19 protein-coding genes are annotated in these 20,100 nt (G+C 71.5%); 15 read left to right on the top strand and 4 right to left on the bottom strand.

All coding sequences use genetic code 11. The annotated features are described in order from the left end of the window. Window positions 1-41 precede the first annotated feature (41 nt). The 3 genes from V6S66_RS12280 to tsaD all read left to right on the top strand — a co-directional run bounded on the left by V6S66_RS12280 (window position 42) and on the right by tsaD (window position 2,318). On the top strand, window positions 42-800 hold the full coding sequence (locus tag V6S66_RS12280) for a lysophospholipid acyltransferase family protein (protein WP_334207028.1): 759 nt from the start codon (window positions 42-44) through the stop codon (window positions 798-800). Between the two features lie 74 nt (window positions 801-874). Then, window positions 875-1,177 carry a DUF427 domain-containing protein gene (locus V6S66_RS12275; RefSeq protein ID WP_334207027.1) on the top strand — a complete coding sequence of 101 codons (303 nt, stop codon included), beginning with the start codon at window positions 875-877 and terminating at the stop codon, window positions 1,175-1,177. A 97-nt stretch (window positions 1,178-1,274) separates the two neighbouring features. Beyond that, window positions 1,275-2,318: a tRNA (adenosine(37)-N6)-threonylcarbamoyltransferase complex transferase subunit TsaD gene (gene tsaD / locus V6S66_RS12270; RefSeq protein ID WP_334207026.1), complete on the top strand. Its 1,044-nt coding sequence runs from the start codon at window positions 1,275-1,277 to the stop codon at window positions 2,316-2,318. A 135-nt stretch (window positions 2,319-2,453) separates the two neighbouring features. Here the strand turns inward: tsaD and V6S66_RS12265 are convergent, their stop codons facing one another. Genes V6S66_RS12265 through V6S66_RS12250 form a run of 4 tightly spaced genes read right to left on the bottom strand, consistent with a single transcriptional unit; the run spans window position 2,454 to window position 5,790 of the window. Continuing rightward, window positions 2,454-3,311 carry a biotin-dependent carboxyltransferase family protein gene (locus V6S66_RS12265; RefSeq protein WP_334207025.1) on the bottom strand — a complete coding sequence of 286 codons (858 nt, stop codon included), beginning with the start codon at window positions 3,309-3,311 and terminating at the stop codon, window positions 2,454-2,456. Beyond that, window positions 3,308-3,916, bottom strand: coding sequence for a 5-oxoprolinase subunit B family protein (locus tag V6S66_RS12260; protein WP_334207024.1), 609 nt, complete (start codon window positions 3,914-3,916; stop codon window positions 3,308-3,310). The genes V6S66_RS12265 and V6S66_RS12260 overlap by 4 nt, the downstream gene beginning before the upstream one ends. Beyond that, the gene (locus V6S66_RS12255; protein ID WP_334207023.1) at window positions 3,913-4,602 is read right to left on the bottom strand and encodes a LamB/YcsF family protein; all 690 of its coding nucleotides are present in this window, start codon (window positions 4,600-4,602) and stop codon (window positions 3,913-3,915) included. The genes V6S66_RS12260 and V6S66_RS12255 overlap by 4 nt, the downstream gene beginning before the upstream one ends. A 27-nt stretch (window positions 4,603-4,629) precedes the next feature. Next, on the bottom strand, window positions 4,630-5,790 hold the full coding sequence (locus V6S66_RS12250) for a class I SAM-dependent methyltransferase (RefSeq protein ID WP_334207022.1): 1,161 nt from the start codon (window positions 5,788-5,790) through the stop codon (window positions 4,630-4,632). 366 nt (window positions 5,791-6,156) lie between these two features. Between V6S66_RS12250 and groES the strand changes: the two genes are divergently transcribed. The 12 genes from groES (at window position 6,157) to guaA (ending at window position 20,099) form a co-directional block, all read left to right on the top strand. After that, window positions 6,157-6,447: a co-chaperone GroES gene (gene groES, locus V6S66_RS12245; RefSeq protein ID WP_290581703.1), complete on the top strand. Its 291-nt coding sequence runs from the start codon at window positions 6,157-6,159 to the stop codon at window positions 6,445-6,447. Window positions 6,448-6,540: 93 nt separating this feature from the next. Further along, window positions 6,541-8,145, top strand: coding sequence for a chaperonin GroEL (gene groL, locus V6S66_RS12240; protein ID WP_334207021.1), 1,605 nt, complete (start codon window positions 6,541-6,543; stop codon window positions 8,143-8,145). Between the two features lie 125 nt (window positions 8,146-8,270). Next, complete coding sequence (locus V6S66_RS12235; RefSeq protein WP_334207020.1) at window positions 8,271-9,260, top strand: ABC transporter substrate-binding protein; 990 nt, start codon at window positions 8,271-8,273, stop codon at window positions 9,258-9,260. Window positions 9,261-9,263: 3 nt separating this feature from the next. Continuing rightward, window positions 9,264-9,983: a siderophore-interacting protein gene (locus V6S66_RS12230; RefSeq protein ID WP_334207019.1), complete on the top strand. Its 720-nt coding sequence runs from the start codon at window positions 9,264-9,266 to the stop codon at window positions 9,981-9,983. A gap of 84 nt (window positions 9,984-10,067) precedes the next feature. Further along, window positions 10,068-11,576 carry an IMP dehydrogenase gene (gene guaB / locus V6S66_RS12225; protein WP_334207018.1) on the top strand — a complete coding sequence of 503 codons (1,509 nt, stop codon included), beginning with the start codon at window positions 10,068-10,070 and terminating at the stop codon, window positions 11,574-11,576. Between the two features lie 17 nt (window positions 11,577-11,593). Continuing rightward, window positions 11,594-12,106: a hypothetical protein gene (locus tag V6S66_RS12220; RefSeq protein ID WP_334207017.1), complete on the top strand. Its 513-nt coding sequence runs from the start codon at window positions 11,594-11,596 to the stop codon at window positions 12,104-12,106. 245 nt (window positions 12,107-12,351) lie between these two features. Beyond that, window positions 12,352-13,458 (top strand): GuaB3 family IMP dehydrogenase-related protein, encoded by a 1,107-nt coding sequence (locus V6S66_RS12215; protein WP_334207016.1) that lies wholly within the window; start codon window positions 12,352-12,354, stop codon window positions 13,456-13,458. After that, complete coding sequence (locus V6S66_RS12210; protein ID WP_334207015.1) at window positions 13,455-13,928, top strand: GNAT family N-acetyltransferase; 474 nt, start codon at window positions 13,455-13,457, stop codon at window positions 13,926-13,928. Before V6S66_RS12215 ends, V6S66_RS12210 begins: the two co-directional genes overlap by 4 nt. Continuing rightward, window positions 13,925-14,695 (top strand): carbon-nitrogen hydrolase family protein, encoded by a 771-nt coding sequence (locus tag V6S66_RS12205; RefSeq protein WP_334207014.1) that lies wholly within the window; start codon window positions 13,925-13,927, stop codon window positions 14,693-14,695. Before V6S66_RS12210 ends, V6S66_RS12205 begins: the two co-directional genes overlap by 4 nt. A 132-nt stretch (window positions 14,696-14,827) precedes the next feature. Next, window positions 14,828-16,375, top strand: coding sequence for a succinic semialdehyde dehydrogenase (locus V6S66_RS12200; RefSeq protein WP_334207013.1), 1,548 nt, complete (start codon window positions 14,828-14,830; stop codon window positions 16,373-16,375). 13 nt (window positions 16,376-16,388) lie between these two features. Beyond that, the gene (locus V6S66_RS12195) at window positions 16,389-18,116 is read left to right on the top strand and encodes a GMC family oxidoreductase (RefSeq protein ID WP_334207012.1); all 1,728 of its coding nucleotides are present in this window, start codon (window positions 16,389-16,391) and stop codon (window positions 18,114-18,116) included. 375 nt (window positions 18,117-18,491) lie between these two features. Next, complete coding sequence (gene guaA, locus V6S66_RS12190) at window positions 18,492-20,099, top strand: glutamine-hydrolyzing GMP synthase (protein WP_334207011.1); 1,608 nt, start codon at window positions 18,492-18,494, stop codon at window positions 20,097-20,099. Window position 20,100: the final 1 nt, after the last annotated feature.

Below are 20,100 nucleotides of genomic sequence, written 5' to 3'. Positions count from 1 at the left end.
CCGGCCCACGACGGTGCACGCGTGTGCACTACGGTGTCGGCATGCGCGACGTGACGTACCCGCCCGTCATCGTGACGGCCAAGACCCTCTTCAAGGTGCTGGGCATGACGTTCCAGACCTCGGGCACCGAGCACATCCCGCGCACCGGTGGTGCCGTGCTCGCTGCCAACCACATCAGCTACGTCGACTTCGTGTTCGACGGGCTCGCCGCCCAGCCGAGCAAGCGGCTCGTGCGGTTCATGGCCAAGCGTGAGGCGTTCGAGGGCGCATCGGGGCGCCTCATGCGCTCGTTCCACCACATCAGCGTCGACCGCGACAGTGGCGAGCAGTCGTACAACACCGCGGTCGAGTACCTGCGGTCCGGCGAGATCGTCGGCATCTTCCCCGAGGCCACGATCAGTCGGTCGATGGAGATCAAGGAGCTCAAGACCGGAGCGGTCCGCATGGCCGCCGAGGCGGGCGTGCCCTTGATCCCGATGGTCACGTGGGGCACGCAGCTCATGAAGACCAAGGACCACGAGTCGGACATCTTCGGCCGTGGCAAGACGATCGGCCTGCACGTGGGGGCGCCGCTCGCCGTCACGGGGGAGGACCCCGTCGCCGAGACCGCGCTGCTCAAGGCGGAGATGACGCGCCTGCTCGAGCACGCGATCGCCGAGTACCCGATCGGCCCCGAGGGACAGTGGTGGGCGCCCGCCCGCTTCGGTGGCCTCGCGCCCACGCCCGAGGAGGCTGCGCGCCTCGACGCGGAGGAGAAGGCCGCCAAGGCGGCCCGCCGCGCGGAGCGCGAGAACGGCTGAGCGCGGAGCGCGAGAACGGCTGAGCGCTTTCAGGGTGCCGGGGCCACACTGGTCGTGAACCCTGAGGAGGCACCATGAAGGCCGTCTACGGCAGCACTGTCCTGGCCGAGGCTCCGAGCGACGAGCTCGTCAAGATCGAGGGGAACTGGTACTTCCCGCCCTCGAGCCTCGCCGAGGGCGAGTTCGCCACGAGCGACACCGCCTACCACTGCCCCTGGAAGGGCGACACGCAGTACTGGGACGTCGGCAACGGTGGCGACAAGCTCCCCGACGGCGCCTGGTCGTACCCCGACCTCCTCCCCGGCGCGGTCGAGCGGGTCGGCACCGACTTTGCCGGCTACGTCGCGTTCGACCGCAAGGTCACGATCGCGGAGTAGTCCGCACGTCGGGCGGTGCGTCAGCCACCTTCCGGCCGCGTCGGAGGGTGGCTGGTCCACCGCCCGGCGGTCGGGCCGGGAGTGGGACACTTGCGGCGTGAGTGAACCCGTCGTCCTCGGCATCGAGTCGTCCTGCGACGAGACCGGTGTCGGCATCGTCCGGGGCACCGAGCTGCTCGCGCACGTCGTGGCGTCGAGCATGGACGAGCACGTCCGCTTCGGCGGGATCGTGCCCGAGGTGGCCAGCCGCGCGCACCTCGAGGCCTTCGTGCCCACCCTGACGGGCGCGCTCGACGAGGCCGGCCTCACGATGGCCGACATCGACGGCATCGCCGTCACGAGCGGACCGGGCCTGACGGGCGCGCTGCTCGTGGGCATCGCCGGCGCGAAGGCGCTCGCCCTGGCCCATGACACGCCGCTCTACGGCGTCAACCACCTCGCGGCGCACGTCGCGGTCGACCAGATCGAGCACGGCCGCTTCGACCGACGTGTCGTGGCGCTGCTCGCCAGCGGAGGACACTCGGAGATCCTGCTGGTCGACGACATCGCCACTGATGTCACCCTGCTCGGCCAGACGATCGACGACGCGGCCGGCGAGGCGTTCGACAAGGTCGCCCGGCTGCTCGGCCTGCCGTACCCGGGCGGACCGCACATCGACCGGGTCGCGGCCGACGGTGACCCGCGCTCGGTGTCGTTCCCGCGGGGCCTGACGGCGTCACGCGACCACGAGAAGCACCGCTGGAACTTCTCGTTCTCCGGCCTGAAGAGTGCGGTCTCGCGACATGTGCAGCGTGAGCAGCTCGCCGGGCGCGAGCTCGTGGTGGCCGACGTCGCCGCCTCGTTCCAGGACGCCGTCTGCGACGTGCTCACCGCCAAGGCCGTCGAGGCGTGCCTGGTGCACGACGTCGGCACCCTCGTCGTGGGCGGCGGTGTCGCCGCGAACTCGCGTCTGCGTTGGTACGCCGAGCAGCGCTGCGCCGAGGCCGGCATCGAGCTGCGGGTGCCGCGCCTGGGCCTGTGCACCGACAACGGGGCGATGGTCGCCGCGCTCGGGGCCGAGGTCGTGCGCCGCGGCCTCCCGGCCTCGCCCTTCGACCTGCGGGCCGACTCCGGCCTCCCGGTCACCTCGATCGTCGCCTGACCAAGCGGGGGCGGTGAGTGTTCCACCCACGAACGGTCGGGCGGTGAGTGTTCCACCGCCCGAGCGCTGGGGCGGTGGAACACTCACCGCCCCTCAGCGCCGTGGCGCACCCAGCGTGGAACACTCACCGCCCCCTCAGGGAGCGGGGTGGCGGCGGAACCGGACCACCCGACCGGGTGCCCCCTGGGCCAGGACGTCGGTGTCGGCGTCCACCACGACGCCGATCACGGGGTAGCCCCCCGTGGCGGGATGGTCCGGGCCCAGCACGACCGGCAGGCCCGCTGACGTGACCTGGATGCTGCCGCGCAGGACGGGCTCGGACTCCAGCTCGCCGTCGACGGCACGCTCGAGGGCGGGCCCGTCCAGGCGCACCCCGATGCGGTCGCTGCGGTCGGACACCGACCATCCGGTGCGCAGCAGCGTGTCGACGGCGGTGGAGGCGAACCAGTCGTCACGCGGGCCGAGCACGACCCGCACCGTGAGGTCGCCGATGCCGGGCACACCGACGTCGAGCTGGCGCAGGTCGGGTCCGGCGGCGCCGAGTCCGACGTGGACGGACGATCCGGCCGCGAGACGTGCCGGCCCCAGGCCGGACAAGGTGTCGGTCGACCGCGAGCCGAGCACCGGCTCGGCGGCGACCCCACCCAGGACCGCGACGACCCGGCGGAGCCCGACCACGGCGGCGCCGATCGTCAGCGCGCCGCCGGCCGGGAGGTGGAGCGTGCGCATCGACGACACGGGCACGCCGTCGATCGCGAGGGGGCCGGGTGCGCCGGCGACCGCGAGGGTGGTCGGCCGGCTCGCGCGCAGGGTGACCGCCCCGATGACCTCCAGCACCGCGGCGTCGGCGGGGTTGCGCACGAGGGCGTTCGCCTGGCGGCCGGCCCGGCGGTCGAAGACGCCTGATGGCGACACCCCGATGCCCGAGCGGCCGGGTCGTCCGAGGTCCTGCACCAGGGCGGACCCGAGGAGCTCGGTGACGCGCAGGCTCATGCCTGCTCCTCGAGCTCGGCCTCGGGTGGCGCGACCTCGAACCGCACGCGGGTGCCCGGTCGCAGCAGCGCCGGCGGGTCGCGGTCGAGGTCCCACAGCGTGGCGTCGGTGCGGCCGAGCAGCTGCCAGCCACCGGGGGACTCCCGCGGATAGGCCCCGGAGTACGGTCCGGCCAGTCCCACGGCACCGGCCGGCACCCGGGGACGCGGCGTGTCGCGGCGGGGCACGTGCAGGCGCGGGTCCCCGCCGGTCAGGTAGGCGAATCCCGGCGCGAAGCCCGTGAAGGCGACGTCCCAGGTGGTGCCCGTGTGTGCGGTGACGACCTCCTCGACCGTGAGGCCGGTCAGGCGGGCGACCTCGTCGAGATCGGGACCGTCGTAGACGACGGCGAGGACCACCTCCGTGCTCGGCCGGGTGGAGACCTCGCGCGGGCGGGCGGCCGTGACCAGCCGGCGTGTCTCGGCCGGCTCACCCCTGACCAGGACGGTGCGGGCGCCCAGGGTCACGTCGGCCGCGTCGACCAGGGCGGCGTGCCAGGCCCGCGCCTCGTCGGGGTCGGCGCAGTCGAGCAGCACCGCGCGGTCACCGGCCGGCAGCAGCCTCACGCGAACGACCGGAGCGTGTGGCCGGCGTCCTCCAGACCCGCGCGCACCGCACGGGCGAGGTCGAGGGCGCCCGGGGAGTCGCCGTGCACGCACAGCGAGTCGACCTGCGGCGCGAGTCGCACGGCCTGGGCCACGACGGTCGCGAGGTCGTCGTGGACGGCGCCGGGCTCCGAGCGAGGCACGAGGGTGCCGTCCGGCAGGTAGGCGCGATCGGTGAATCCTTCGGTGACGACCGGCATCCCGTCGGCCGCGGCGATGCGCAACGAGGCAGCTCCGGGGAGGCCGAGCAGCGGCAGCCCGTACGGGGCGACGGCCTCGACGAGGGCGGTCGCCTGGGCCTCGTCCGTGACGACCGTGTTGTAGAGCGCGCCGTGCGGCTTGACGTAGGCGACGTGCCCTCCGACCGAGTCGGCGATCTCGGCGAGCAGGTCGATCTGCTCGCGGAGCGACTCGATCAGCTCGTCGGTGTCGGGGTCCTGGGCGCGGCGTCCGAAGCCCTCGGGGTCGGCGTACCCGACCTGGGCCCCGATCGCGACACCCCGCTCGACGGCCCGGGTGCAGGCCGCGAGCATCAGGTCGATGCCGCCCGCGTAGGCCCCGCAGCACACGTTGGCACTGGTCACGACGTCCAGGAGCGCGAGGTCGTCCGGGCTCTCGGCGACGTCGGCGTTGAGGTCGACCTGCATGGCGTCAGCGTAGGCCCGCCGCGCGACTCAGGGCCTCAGCGGCTCGACGAGGAAGGCGCGCCCCTGGCCGTCGACGCGCGTCATGACCACGGTAGCCCGGTTCGGGCCCGACAGCTTGAGCCGCTTGACGAGCTCCTCGGGCACGACCTGCACGCCACGCTTCTTGATCGTCAGCGTGCCGACGCGACGCTGCTGGAGCGCCGCCTTGAGCGGCTTCTCGCGGAACGGCAGCTCGCCGACGACCGCGAACCGGCGGGCGAGCGGGGTGACGTCGCCACGGTCGGCACTCACGTAGGCGATGTGGGGGTCGGGGAGCCAGCCGCCGAGGTCCGCCGCCAGCTCGGCCACGACGCCGGCGCGGATCACGGCGTCGTCCGGCTCGTAGAGGTAGGCGCCCACCGGTGCGACGACCGCGGGCTCGTCCTGCAGGGCGAGCGTGGCTCCCGACGGGAGCAGGGTCGCGCGCCGGCGGGTGCGGGCGTACGGGCTGCCCCAGAGGCAGCACTCGACGAGGTCGCCGCCGTCACTGACCCACTCGGCCTCGACCCCCGCCGGAACGTCGCCGTGCGCGAGGCCGGGCATGACCTTGGCGACGGCGCGCTCGCGGAGCAGCTCGCGGGTCCAGGCCCACGGCGGCTGGAGGTCGGCGGTGCCGAACACCCGCCCCTTGCCGGTCCGTCGGGCCGGGTCGACGAAAGCGGTCTCGCCGGGCCGCAGGTCGGTCCGGGTGGCGTCGCCGACCTCGACCTCCCCCTCGAGCCCGAGCGCGCGGAGGTTGGCCGCGGCGATCGCGGCGCGGACGGGGTCCTGCTCGACGCCTCGGACGCGCAGGCCGGCCCGGGCGAACGCGAGCAGGTCGGCGCCGATCCCGCAGCCCAGGTCGACGACCGACGTGGCACCGGAGTCGGCCAGCCGCTGCGCCCGGTGCGCGGCGACGCGGTGACGCGTGGCCTGCTCGAGCGCGTCGTGCGTGAAGTAGAGGTGCGCGGCGTCGACGCCCAGCTTGGATGCGGCCTTCCCGCGGAGGTGGTTCTGCGTGACCGCCGCAGCGACCAGGTCGTTGGCGTGCGTCTTGCGCAGCCGGGTGCCCAGTCCGAGGTCGGACTCCACCCCGGCACGCTCGGCGATCTCCGCCAGCAGTTCCTGGCCCTCGGGCGCGAGCAACCGCTCGAACGTCGCGAGGTCCATCCCCGGAGCGTATCGGGGGAGTGCGGGGCAGCGGTTGCGAAGGACAAGCGGCACGGACCAGGAGCGGTGGGTGTCGGAGCCGTTCATCTTGCGGAGGCGGTCAGAACCGGCCCAGCCATGGCGAGGAGCGCAGCGACGAGAAGCGCCAGGGGGAGGGCGCCCAGCGCCCGAGCCCGAGTGAGTGGCGAGGAACGAGCCACGTGCGCTTAGCACTCGGGTTCACCGAGTGCCAGCGATCTGCTAACGTCGGAACTGGCACTCTCCCTGTGAGATTGCCAGCCGTGCACGGCTCCCGCGACGACGTGCGCAGCTCACCCGAAGCACCCACAGACTCCACTCTCAGAACGAAGAAGGGGAGGTCGACCAGTGTCGACTATCAAGCCGCTCGAGGACCGTCTCATCATCAAGACGAGCGAGGCCGAGCAGACCACCGCGTCCGGTCTCGTCATCCCGGACACCGCCAAGGAGAAGCCCCAGGAGGGCGAGGTCGTGGCCGTGGGCCCCGGTCGCATCGACGACAACGGCAACCGTGTCCCGATCGACGTCGCCGTCGGCGACAAGATCATCTTCAGCAAGTACGGCGGAACCGAGGTCAAGCACGCCGGTCAGGACTACCTGATCCTCTCGGCGCGCGACATCCTCGCCGTCATCTCCTGATGCGCTGACGCCCCGGCCGCCCTCCCACCTCGTGGGCACGGGCGCCGGGGCGCTTGCTTCTCCCCACCCACATCTCGCTCCGAAAGGCTCACCATGCCCAAGATTCTGGAGTTCGACGAGAACGCCCGCCGCGCCCTCGAGCGCGGCGTCGACAAGCTCGCCGACACCGTCAAGGTCACCCTCGGCCCCAAGGGCCGCTACGTCGTGCTCGACAAGAAGTGGGGCGCCCCCACGATCACCAACGACGGCGTGACCGTCGCCCGGGAGATCGAGCTCGACGATCCCTTCGAGAACCTCGGCGCCCAGCTCGCCAAGGAGGTCGCCACCAAGACGAACGACGTCGCCGGTGACGGCACCACCACGGCCACCGTGCTGGCCCAGGCCATGGTCCACGAGGGCCTGCGCGCCGTGGCTGCCGGTGCCAACCCGGTCGGCCTCAAGAAGGGCATCGAGGCGGCCGTCGCGGCCGTCGTCGAGAAGCTCCACGAGACCGCCCGCACGGTCGACGACGTCAAGGACATGACGGCGGTCGCCACGGTCTCCAGCCGTGACGCGCACATCGGCGAGCTCATCGCCGAGGCGTTCGACAAGGTCGGCAAGGACGGCGTCATCACGGTCGAGGAGTCCAACACCCTCGGCACGCAGCTCGACTTCACCGAGGGCATGCAGTTCGACAAGGGCTACCTGAGCCCCTACATGGTGACCGACACCGAGCGCATGGAAGCCGTCCTCGACGACCCGTACGTCCTGCTGCACAGCGGCAAGATCTCGGCCGTCTCGGACCTCCTGCCGCTGCTCGAGAAGGTCATCGCCGCCGGCAAGACGCTGTTCGTCATCGCCGAGGACATCGAGGGCGAGGCGCTCAGCACGCTCGTCGTCAACAAGATCCGCGGCACGTTCACCTCGGTCGCGGTCAAGGCCCCGGCCTTCGGTGACCGTCGCAAGGCGATCCTGCAGGACATCGCGACGCTCACGGGCGCCACGGTCGTCACGCCGGACGTCGGCCTGAAGCTCGACTCGGTCGGCCTCGAGGTGCTCGGCACCGCCCGTCGCATCGTGGTCACCAAGGACGACACCACGGTCATCGAGGGTGGCGGCGACGCCGCCGAGGTCAGCGGCCGCGTGGCGCAGATCAAGTCCGAGATCGACCTGTCCGACTCCGACTGGGACAAGGAGAAGCTCCAGGAGCGTCTCGCGAAGCTCGCCGGCGGCGTCTGTGTCATCCAGGTCGGCGCGGCCACCGAGGTCGAGCTCAAGGAGAAGAAGCACCGCATCGAGGACGCCGTCTCGGCGACCCGCGCGGCCATCGAGGAGGGCATCGTCCCCGGCGGTGGCTCCGCGCTCGTCCACGCCGTGGCCGTGCTCGAGGGTGACCTCGGCCTGACCGGCGACGAGGCGTTCGGTGTCCGCATCGTCCGCAAGGGCGCCGACGCCCCGCTGGAGTGGATCGCCCGCAACGGCGGCGCCGCCGGCGAGGTCGTGGTCAGCAAGGTCCGCGAGTCGGGCCAGGGCTACAACGGCGCCACGGGCGAGTACGGCGACCTGCTCGCGCAGGGCATCCTCGACCCGGTCAAGGTCACGCGTTCGGCTCTGGCCAACGCCGCCTCGATCACGGCGATGCTGCTGACGACCGAGACCCTCGTGGCCGAGAAGCCGGCCGAGGACGAGGGCGACGCGCACGCGGGTCACAGCCACTGATCCGTCCCGCTCGTACGAACGGCCCGTCCCTCACCGGGGGCGGGCCGTTCGTCGTCGTCGTGGTGTGAGGCAGGCAACCGGGGTGGTGGGTCCATTCGAAGTTAGGGCAGGGTACCCTTCCTCATATGAAGACTCGATCCCTCGCCGGCGCCCTCGTCGGCGCTCTCCTGCTCCTGCCCCTGGCCGCGTGCGGCTCCGACTCCGACTCCGGTGACGGCAGCGTCGACCAGACCGACGGCATCGACGTCGACCTGGCCGACGGCGGCCCGGAGCGCATCGTGGCCCAGACCACGATCGCCGCCGCGCTGACCCAGTTGGGCCTCGGCGACCGGATCGTCGGCACGTTCGGCCCGCTCAACGGTCCCGACGGCGGGGTCGACAGCCAGGCCCAGGGCCTCGACCCGGCCTCGGTCGAGGACGTCACGGGAGCCGGCGACTACGGCGACATCGACGAGGAGAAGGTCGCGGCGCTCGACCCCGACCTCATCGTGACCTCGAGCTACATCGAGGGCGACTACTGGTACATGTCGAAGCCGATCCACGACAGCCTCGGCCAGCAGTGGGACATCGTCGTCGCCAACTACGACGGTCTCGACCTGACCGGTCAGATCGAGGAGGTCCAGGAGCTGGCCGAGGAGCTCGGAGCGGACCTCGACAGCGACGAGGTCGCCGCGGGCCAGGCCGCCTTCGACGAGGCGTCGGCCACCGCCACGGCCCTCGGTGAGCAGCTCACCGCGGCCGGCAAGACCGCGCTCGCGGTCTCGGGCTCGGTCGACAGCTTCTACGTCTCGAACCCCGCCGTCTCCCAGGACCTCAACTACTGGGTCGAGACGCTCGGACTGCCGATCACGATCCCGGACAACCCGGACGCGCAGGGCTACTTCGAGACGCTCAGCTGGGAGGACGCCGACAAGTACAACGCCGACCTGGTGCTGGTCGACGACCGCCAGGGCCAGGCCGGCGTGCAGGCCCTCAAGGCCCAGCCCGTGTTCGCCACCATCACGGCTGCCAAGAACGACGCGTACACGCCGTGGACCTCGGTCTACCCGCCGACCTACCAGACGGCGGCCGACCTCCTGACGCGGTTCACGACCGCCGCGCAGGGTCTGCTCTGATCCATGGCGCTCCGGACGCCGGGATTCCTGGCCGACCAGGTCATGAAGTCGGCGCACGCCACCACCCTGGTGCGTCGTCGCGACCTCGGGCACGGGCTCATCGAGCTCGTGCTCGGGTCCGACGACTTCCGGGAGGCCACGTTCGTGCCGGGCGACTCCACCGCCTTCCGCACGAGTCGCACCGAGTTCCGGCACTACACGCCCGCGCGCATCGACGCCGCCAGCGGTGAGCTGTCGATCATCGTCCATCGCCACGGGTCCGGGCCCGGTGAGGAGCTGATCCTGGGCTGGAGCGAGGGCGATGACGTCGCGGTGTGCCAGTGGGGGTCGAAGAAGAACTTCCGCTGGGAGGACGGCGTGAACCCCGTCCTGGTCGTGGGCGACGCCACGGTGATCAGCCTCGCCATGGCGTTCGGCGACCGGTGTGCGCTCCGGGCCCGCCCGTTCGGCGCGCTGCTGGAGGTCGATCCCGGTGACGTCCAGGCCACACGTGATCTCGTGCCTGCGGCCACCGTCGTGCCCCGGACCGGGGCCCACGGCCTCGACGCCGAGGCCTGGCTGCAGCAGCACGCGGGCGACCTCGACGTCTCGACGACGGTCTACCTCGCCGGCCACGGGCAGTCGATCCAGCGGCAACGCCGCGTGCTGCTGGACCTCTCGACGATCGACCGTCGCAGCATCCGCACGCAGCCCTACTGGGCCGACGGCAAGACGGGTCTCTGACGGTCCGACCTCGGTCGTGGTGACCTGTCGCACACGACGCTCACTGCGTCCGGGGCGGTCGCCCGGGGCGCGTACGATGACGTCATGAGTGGTGGAATCCCCGACAAGTTCCAGATGCTGGGACTCACCTACGACGACGTCCTGCTGCTGCCCGGCGAGACCGACGTCATCCCGAGCGAGGTCGACACGACCGCTCGCCTGACGCGTGAGCTGACGCTCCGCATCCCGCTGCTGTCGAGCGCGATGGACACCGTCACGGAGTCCCGGATGGCCATCGCCATGGCCCGCGAGGGTGGTATTGGCATCCTGCACCGCAACCTCTCGATCGAGGACCAGGCGTACCAGGTCGACCTGGTCAAGCGAACGCAGACGGGCATGATCCCCAACCCCGTCACGATCGGCCCGAAGGCCACGCTCGAGGACCTCGACGCCAAGTGCGGCGAGTACCGCGTCTCGGGCCTGCCCGTCGTCGACGAGGACGGCACGCTGATCGGCATCATCACCAACCGCGACCTGCGCTTCACCCCCGTCGCCGAGTGGGCCACCACGCACGTCGGTGACGTCATGACCCCCATGCCGCTCATCACCGGCCAGGTCGGCATCACGCGTGACGAGGCGCAGTCGCTGCTGCGCCAGCACAAGCGCGAGCGCCTCCCGATCATCGACGCCGACGACAAGCTCGCCGGACTCATCACGGTCAAGGACTTCGTGAAGTCCGAGCAGTTCCCGCTCGCCAGCAACGACTCGTCGGGGCGCCTCATGGTCGGCGCCGCGGTCGGCTTCTTCGGCGACTCCTGGGAGCGCGCCAACCAGCTGCGCGAGGCCGGCGTCGACGTCCTCGTGGTCGACACCGCGCACGGCCACGCCCGCCTCCTGCTCGACATGATCCGCCGCATCAAGGACGACCGCGCGTTCGACGGCGTCCAGGTCATCGGCGGCAACGTCGCCACGCGCGCCGGTGCCCAGGCACTCGTCGACGCCGGCGTCGACGCGGTCAAGGTCGGCGTGGGCCCCGGCTCGATCTGCACGACCCGGGTCGTGGCCGGCGTCGGCGTCCCGCAGATCACCGCGGTCTACGAGGCGTCGCTCGCGGCTGGCCCGGCCGGCGTGCCGGTCATCGCCGACGGGGGCCTGCAGTACTCCGGCGACATCGCGAAGGCGCTCGTCGCGGGCGCCGACACCGTCATGGTCGGTTCGCTGCTCGCCGGTTGCGAGGAGAGCCCGGGCGACCTGATCTTCGTCGGCGGCAAGCAGTACAAGTCGTACCGCGGCATGGGCTCGCTCGGGGCCATGGCCTCCCGCGGCAAGAAGTCGTACTCGAAGGACCGCTACTTCCAGGCCGACGTCACGAGCGACGACCTCATCGTCCCCGAGGGCATCGAGGGCCAGGTCGCCTACCGCGGCCCGGTGGGTGCCGTCGCCCACCAGCTCGTGGGTGGCCTGCACCAGTCGATGTTCTACGTCGGCGCCCGCACGATCGACGACCTGCAGACCAAGGGCACCTTCGTCCGCATCACGTCGGCGGGCCTCAAGGAGTCGCACCCGCACGACATCCAGATGACCGTCGAGGCCCCCAACTACGCCGGTCGCTGAGCAGGGTCGGCAGCGCCGTGCTCGCCGATCGCTGGGGCGTCACGGACGCCGAGACCCGGCTCGTCTACGGGTGCGACGCGGTCGTCGCCGCCCCGACGCTGCAGGCCTGGCGGGGCGTGAGCGTCGCCGCGACGCCTCAGGTCGTCTGGTCCTGGGTCAAGCAGATCCGTCTCGCTCCCTACTCGTACGACTGGGTCGACAACCTGGGTCGCCGCTCGCCGCGCGTGCGGTCCGAGCTCCCTGAGCCGCGGGTGGGAGACCCGTTCACGGCCTCCGCCGGCCGCAGCATCGGCCGGGTCCTGGCGGTCGAGCCGGGTCGTGAGCTGACGGCGGAGATCCTCGGGACGGCGATGTCGTACCGGATCGAGCCGGTCGGCGACGGAACGACGCGTCTGCTGCTCAAGCTCGCCGGTCGTCCGCCGCGGGGCACCACCACGTTGCTGTGCGTGGGCGACCTGCCCATGGCGCGGCGCCAGCTGCTCAACCTGAAGGACCTGGCGGAGCGGGAGTCCCGCGCCACCGCTGGTTGAGGTGCGAGGAGCTCTCGGCGACGAGCCTCGAAACCTCGGTCGTCTGGCGGCTCCGGGCGAATTGGACAAGCGGCATGGACCACGAACGGGCCCTCGGGGTCTGAATCTGGCGGTAGTCGATGCTGGACACGGCAAGTCGTTGCCGAACACGGCAGATTCTCCGTGTTCGGCAACCATGTGCCTGGTGGACTCCGTAACTCGCCCGCGGGCGAGTTACGTGACCCGTCGCCGATAGGGTGGTCGCCATGGCTGACCTCGACATCGGAGCCGCGAAGCGCGGACGCCGGGCGTACTCCTTCGACGACATCGCGATCGTGCCGAGCCGGCGCACGCGTGATCCCGAGGAGGTCTCGACGGCCTGGCAGATCGACGCCTACCGGTTCGAGCTCCCGGTGCTGGCCGCGCCGATGGACTCCGTCATGAGCCCGGCCACCGCGATCGCCCTCGGGCGCTTCGGCGGGCTCGGTGTGCTCGACCTCGAGGGCCTCTGGACCCGGTACGACGATCCCGAGCCGCTCCTGGCGGAGATCGCGAGCCTCGACACCGTCGCGGCGAACTCCCGCATGCAGGAGATCTACGCCGAGCCGATCAAGCCCGAGCTCATCGAGAGCCGGCTGCAGGAGATCCGCGACGCCGGGGTTACGGTCGCGGCTGCGCTCTCGCCGCAGCGCACGAAGCAGTTCGCCGACGTCGTGGTGCGCGCCGGCGTCGACCTCTTCGTGATCCGCGGCACCACGGTGTCCGCCGAGCACGTCTCCGGTCAGGCCGAGCCGCTCAACCTCAAGGAGTTCATCTACGAGCTCGACGTCCCCGTGATCGTCGGCGGCTGCGCGACCTACCAGGCCGCCCTCCACCTCATGCGAACCGGCGCCGCGGGCGTCCTCGTCGGTTTCGGCGGCGGTGCGGCGCACACCACCCGGTCCGTCCTGGGCATCTCGGTGCCGATGGCCTCGGCCGTCGCCGACGTGGCCGCTGCCCGCCGCGACTACCTCGACGAGTCGGGCGGTCGTTACGTCCACGTCATCGCCGACGGGTCGATCGGCCGTAGCGGCGACATCGCCAAGGCGGTGGCGTGCGGTGCCGACGCCGTCATGATCGGCTCCCCGTTGGCGCGGGCCCACGACGCACCGGGCCGGGGCTTCCACTGGGGCGCCGAGGCGTGGCACGCCGAGCTGCCGCGGGGCGAGCGCGTCGAGTTCGGCACGATCGGCACGCTCGAGTCGGTGCTGTTCGGTCCGTCGACCGTCCCCGACGGCACGATGAACCTGATCGGCGCTCTCCGGCGGGCGATGGCCACGACCGGCTACACCGAGCTCAAGGAGTTCCAGCGGGTCGAGGTCGTCGTCGGGTGATCCCGGTCGTCCTGACCGAGGTGGCGGTGGACGACCCCGTCGTGCTGCGGATGCGGCAGGAGATGGGCGCCGAGATGGCTGCGCTCTACGGCCGCCCCCGCCACACGGCACCGGCCGAGGACATCGATCCCGACTCGGTGGTCGCGACGCTGATCGCGTGGCAGGGCGACCACCCGGTCGGCACGGGGGCGCTCCGCCGGCTCGGCGCCGACGTGGAGGTCAAGCGCATGTACGTCCCGCGGGTCGGACGAGGTCAGGGAGTGGGGCGGCTGCTGTTGGAGGACCTTGAGGACCGTGCGCGCCGCACCGGCGCGCCACGTCTGCTCCTGCACACCGGCTCACGCCAGGAGCCGGCCCTGGCCCTGTACCGCGCCAGCGGCTACACGGAGGTGTCGGTGTTCGAGCCCTACCGGTCCGTGCCGGACTCGGTCTGCTTCGCGAAGGACCTGATCGAGGGCCCGGCGTCATGAGGGTCGCGGTCGCTCAGCTGACGTCGGTGCCTGGTGACGTCGAGGCCAACGTGGCGACCGCGGTCCAGGCGGTGTCGCAGGCCGGGGGAGCGGCGCTGCTGGTGCTGCCCGAGCTCTTCCTCACCGGGTACACGCTCCCGCCGGCGGTCATCGCTGCCGACGACCCCCGCCTCGGCCCGCTGCAGGAGGCGGCGAGCGCGGTCGGCACGGTGGTGCTGGCCGGAGCGGCCGTCCCGGGGCAGGCCCGGCCACGGCTCGCTACCCTCGCGTTCGGCGGTGACCACGTGCGTCAGGTCTACGACAAGCAGCACCTCTCCGGTGGCGAGCAGGACTGGTTCGAGCCCGGCGAGGCGGGCACGGTGCTCGACCTCGCGGCGGTCCCGGTGGCGCTGGCCACCTGCTACGACACGTGCTTCCCGGAGCACGGCCGCGCGGCGGCCGACGCGGGGGCGGTGCTGTACGCCGCGTCGATCGCGTACTACGCGGGCAGCGAGCACCGCCGCGACCTCTACACCCGCGCCCGGGCGCTCGACAACGGCTTCTTCGTGGCCGTGGGCGCCCTCGTGGGTCGGTGCGGCGACGGTGAGTTCTGCGGAGGTGCTGCGATCCACGACCCGGAGGGGCGCACGGTGGCCGCCGTGCCCGACGGCGAGCAGGGGGTCGCGGTGGCCGATCTCGACCTCGCGCTCGTCGCCGAGACACGGATGCTCCACCCCATGCTCGACGAGCGACGAGCGCTCGCCCCGGCGCGCCGGATCGTGCTCTGACGAGCCGTCCGTCCGCCCGACGCAGCACCTGACCTGCGAGGATGGCACGGTTCACATACCGGCGGTATGCTCGCCTCCATGTCGACCACTTCTGTTCGTCCTGGAGCCTCTGACGCCGCCATGGATGTCCCCGTGGACGCTCCGGTCTCCGCGGCGCGCGCGGCCGAGCTGACCGCCCTGATCCGCAGCACCACCGGTGAGTTCCGCACGACGTCGACCCCGTTCACCGGCGAGGCGCTCGCCGAGGTCCCGGTCTCGAGCCTCGGCGACGTCGACGAGGCGTTCGACACCGCGCGCGCGATCCAGCCCCGCTGGGCCTCGACCTCGGTCCGCGACCGGGCCGGCATGCTGCTGCGCCTGCACGACCTCGTCCTCGCCCACCAGGGCGAGCTGATGGACCTGATCCAGCTCGAGTCGGGCAAGACCCGCAAGCACGCCTACGACGAGGTCCTGCACCTGGCCCTCACGGCGCGTTACTACGGTCGACGCCTGCGCCACCTGGCCGGCTCGCGCCGCGGCGTCGGGGTGTTCCCGTTCATCACCCAGATCACGGTGCACCACGTGCCGAAGGGCGTCGTGGGCATCATCAGCCCCTGGAACTACCCGCTCACGATGGCCTTGGCCGACGGTCTGCCCGCCATCGCGGCCGGCAACGTCGTGGTGCAGAAGCCCGACAGCCAGAGCCCCCTCACGGCGCTGGCCGCCCTGGAGCTGCTGCGCAAGGCCGGCGTCCCGGCCGACGTGTGGCAGATGGTCAGCGGCGCGGGCTCGGTCGTCGGCACCGCGATCGTGCAGCAGGCGGACTACATCTGCTTCACCGGCTCCACCGCGACCGGCACCGGCATCGCCAAGCTCGCGGCCGAACGTCTCGTCGGGTACTCGCTCGAGCTCGGCGGCAAGAACCCCATGATCGTGCTGCCCGGTGCCGACGTCGAGAAGGCGGCCGAGGGCGCGGTCGGCGCGTGCTTCTCGTCGGCTGGCCAGCTGTGCGTCTCGATCGAGCGGCTCTACGTGCACGACTCGGTCTACGACGACTTCCGGGACGCGTTCGTGCGTCGCGTCGCGGCGATGAGCCTGGGCGCCTCCCTCGACTGGGACGTCGACATGGGTTCCCTGGTCTCGGCCAGCCAGCTCGAGACCGTCACCAAGCACGTCGCCGACGCGGTCGCCAACGGCGCCACGGTCCTGGCCGGCGGCTCGGCCCGACCCGATCTCGGGCCGTACTTCTTCGAGCCCACCGTGCTGGAGGACGTCACCGCGGCCGCCGAGTGCTTCGCGGAGGAGACGTTCGGCCCGCTCGTGTCCCTCTACCGCTACTCGAGCCTCGACGAGGCCGTCGCGCTCGCCAACGAGGGCGAGTACGGCCTCAACGCCTCGATCTTCGGCCCGGTCCGGCTGGCCCGCGGCCTCGCGCCGCGGATCAAGGCCGGCACGGTCAACGTCAACGAGGGCTTCGGCGCCACGTTCGGCAGCGTCGACGCCCCGATGGGCGGCATGCGCACCTCGGGCACCGGCCGTCGCCAGGGCGAGGAGGGCTACTACCGCTACACCGAGACCCAGTCGGTGGGCGTCCAGCGACTGCTTCCCGTCGCGGGCCCTGCCGCGATCCCCGCCAAGCCGTACGCTGCGATCCTGACGTTCTTGCTGCGCGTCCTGCGTCGCACGACCGTCCGTCGCTGAGAAGGAGAGCTGCATGACTGACCAGATCCTGGACTCCATGGACGACGTCGACGGTGGGGACTTCGACTACGACGTGATCGTGGTGGGCTCCGGTTTCGGTGGCAGCGTGTCGGCGCTCCGCCTCACCGAGAAGGGCTACAAGGTCGCGGTGCTCGAGGCAGGCAAGCGCTTCGAGGACGACGACTTCGCGAAGAGCTCCTGGCGCCTGCGCAAGTTCCTCTGGATGCCGCAGATCGGGTGCTACGGCATCCAGCGCATCGACAAGCTCAGGGACGTCCTGATCCTGTCGGGTGCTGGTGTCGGCGGCGGCTCGCTCGTGTACGCCAACACGCTGTACGAGCCCCTCGACCCGTTCTACAAGGACGCGGCCTGGGGCCACATCACCGACTGGCGTGCCGAGCTGGCGCCGTACTACAACCAGGCCAAGCGCATGCTCGGCGTCAGCATCTACCCGTACGAGACCGAGGCCGACCGGCTCATCAAGCAGGTCGCCACGGAGATGGGCGTCGAGGGCACGTTCCACCACACGCCGGTCGGCGTGCTGTTCGGCGACGAGCAGGGTGCCGACATGGGCGACCCGTACTTCGGCGGCGCCGGCCCCGACCGCAAGGCGTGCATCAACTGCGGCGAGTGCATGACCGGCTGCCGCCACAACGCCAAGAACACCCTCGTCAAGAACTACCTGTACCTCGCCGAGCAGAACGGCGCCGAGGTCCACCCGCTCACGACCGTCACGGCCGTCCGCCCGCTCGCGGCCGGCGGCTACGAGATCGAGACCCGTCGCACCAACCGGCGCTTCCGCCCGCACCGCAAGCTGCGGGCGCGCCAGGTGGTCTTCGCGGCCAGCACGATGGGCACCCAGAAGCTCCTGCACAAGATGCGTGACTCCGGCGACCTCCCGAACGTCTCGCAGCGTCTCGGCCTCCTGACGCGCACCAACTCCGAGGCCCTCCTCGGGGCGATCTCGGACGGCAAGGACATCGACTACAGCGAGGGCGTCGCGATCACGTCGTCGTTCCACCCCAACGAGCACACGCACATCGAGCCCGTCCGGTACGGCAAGGGCTCGAACGCGATGTCGCTCATGCAGACCGTGCTCACCGACGGCAGCGGACCCAAGGCCCGCTGGCGGGTGTGGGCGCGGGAGATGTGGGTGCAGAAGCGCAACCTCTTCAAGCTCTACGACCTGCGTCACTGGTCGGAGCGCACCGTCATCGCGCTCGTCATGCAGACGCACGACAACTCGATCACGACCTACACCAAGCGCGGCTTCCTCGGGCGCAAGCGTCTGACCTCGCGCCAGGGACACGGAGCGCCCAACCCGGCGTTCATCCCGGAGGGCCACGAGGCCGTGCAGCGCATGGCCAAGCACATGCCCGGCACCGCGGGCGGCACGATCGGCGAGCCGTTCAACGTGCCGCTGACGGCGCACTTCATGGGCGGGGCGTGCATCGGCGACAGTGCCGAGACGGGCGTCATCGACCCGTACCACCGCCTCTACGGCCACGACGGCCTGCACGTCGTCGACGGATCGGCCATCACGGCCAACCTCGGCGTCAACCCGTCGCTCACGATCACGGCCCAGGCCGAGCGGGCGATGTCGTTCTGGCCCAACAAGGGCGAGACCGACACCCGGCCCGACGTGACCGAGGCCTACCGCCGGCTCGAGCCCATCGCGCCCAAGAGCCCCGTCGTCCCCGACGAGGCCCCCGGCGCCCTGCGCCTCCCCATCGTCAACTGACCTCGCTCGGGCCGAGTGGCCCACCAGGTGTGTGCGCAAAAAGCGCCTCGGAAGGCTCTTCCGAGGCGCTTTTGCGCACACATCGTGACGGGAGCCGCTGGGATCGGAGCCCCGGAAATGCGAGCGGTCCGCCCCCGCGGCCGGTCGGGAGGGACCTACCTGCGGGAGCGGACCAACTTTTTCGCGGTGCGGCTCCTGGAAAGCACAGAGCCCGGTCGGGAGGGAGAAAGTGACCGGGCCCTGTTGTGCCACGAGGAGCGGGCACAGTGGATCTGACGGGAGGGAGAATGTGTCAGATCCACTCCAATTAACGAGGCCCAGGGCGGGGGGTTACGCGGGGTCTCGAGAAGTTTTTCGGCCGCTAGGATCGGCCCTGTGACGGACGCACCAACCACCACGCCCGAGGCCACCCCCGAGGAGGCCGCCGAGGCCCAGCACGACACGGTCCTCGTGGTCGACTTCGGCGCCCAGTACGCGCAGCTGATCGCGCGCCGGGTGCGTGAGGCCCGCATCTTCTCGGAGATCGTGCCGTCGACGATGCCGGCGGCCGAGATGCTGGCCAAGAAGCCGGCCGCGATCATCCTGTCCGGAGGACCGTCCTCGGTGTACGAGCCCGGCGCCCCGCAGCTCGACGCGGGCGTCCTCGACGGCACGGTCCCCGTGTTCGGCATCTGCTACGGGTTCCAGGCCATGGCGGCGGCCCTCGGCGGCACCGTGGCCCGCACGGGTCTCTCGGAGTTCGGTCGCACCGACGTCTCGGTCGTGTCCGGTGGCGTGCTGCTCGACGGCATCCCGCCGACGCACCGCATCTGGATGAGCCACGGCGACGCCGTGACCCAGGCCCCCGAGGGTTTCTCGGTCCTCGCGAGCACGGGCGGCGCTCCGGTCGCGGCGTTCGAGAACGTCGATCGCGCCTTCGCCGGCGTGCAGTGGCACCCGGAGGTGCTGCACAGCGAGCACGGCCAGCGGGTGCTCGAGCGCTTCCTGGTCGAGATCGCGGGCTGCCGCCAGTCCTGGACCAGCGCCAACATCGTCGAGGAGCAGATCGCCCTGATCCGCGAGCAGGTCGGCGACTCCCGCGTCATCTCGGCGCTGTCGGGCGGCGTCGACTCCGCCGTCTCCACGGCCCTGGTGCAGCGGGCGATCGGCGACCAGCTCACGGCGGTCTTCGTCGACCACGGCCTGCTGCGCAAGGGCGAGGCCGAGCAGGTCGAGAACGACTACGTCGCCGCCACGGGCGTCGACCTCAAGGTCGTCGACGCCGCCGACCAGTTCCTGGGGCACCTCGCCGGGGTCACCGACCCGGAGGAGAAGCGCAAGATCATCGGGCGCGAGTTCATCCGCACCTTCGAGGCCGCCGAGCGGGAGATCCTCAGCACGCCCGGCGCGCCGGTCAAGTGGCTCGTGCAGGGCACGCTCTACCCGGACGTCGTCGAGTCCGGCGGGGGCGAGGGAGCGGCCAACATCAAGAGCCACCACAACGTCGGCGGCCTGCCCGAGGACCTCGAGTTCGGCCTGATCGAGCCGCTGCGGGCGCTCTTCAAGGACGAGGTCCGCGAGGTCGGGCGTCAGCTCGGCATCCCCGAGGCCATCGTCGGGCGTCATCCGTTCCCCGGGCCGGGTCTCGCGATCCGCATCGTGGGAGCGGTCGACGCCGATCGCCTGCGCATCCTGCGGGACGCCGACGCGATCGTGCGCGAGGAGACCACCGCGGCAGGCCTCGACTCCGACATCTGGCAGTTCCCCGTCGTGCTCCTGGCCGACGTCCGCTCGGTCGGCGTGCAGGGCGACGGCCGCACCTACGGTCACCCGATCGTGCTGCGCCCGGTCTCGAGCGAGGACGCCATGACGGCCGACTGGAGCCGGCTCCCGCACGAGCTGCTCGAGCGGATCTCGACCCGCATCACCAACGAGGTCCGTGAGGTCAACCGCGTCGTGCTCGACGTCACGAGCAAGCCGCCGGGCACGATCGAGTGGGAGTGAG

Source organism: Aeromicrobium sp. Sec7.5 (assembly GCF_036867135.1).
Classification (GTDB): Bacteria; Actinomycetota; Actinomycetes; order Propionibacteriales; family Nocardioidaceae; genus Aeromicrobium.
This window is presented reverse-complemented; position numbering and strand designations above follow the sequence as displayed.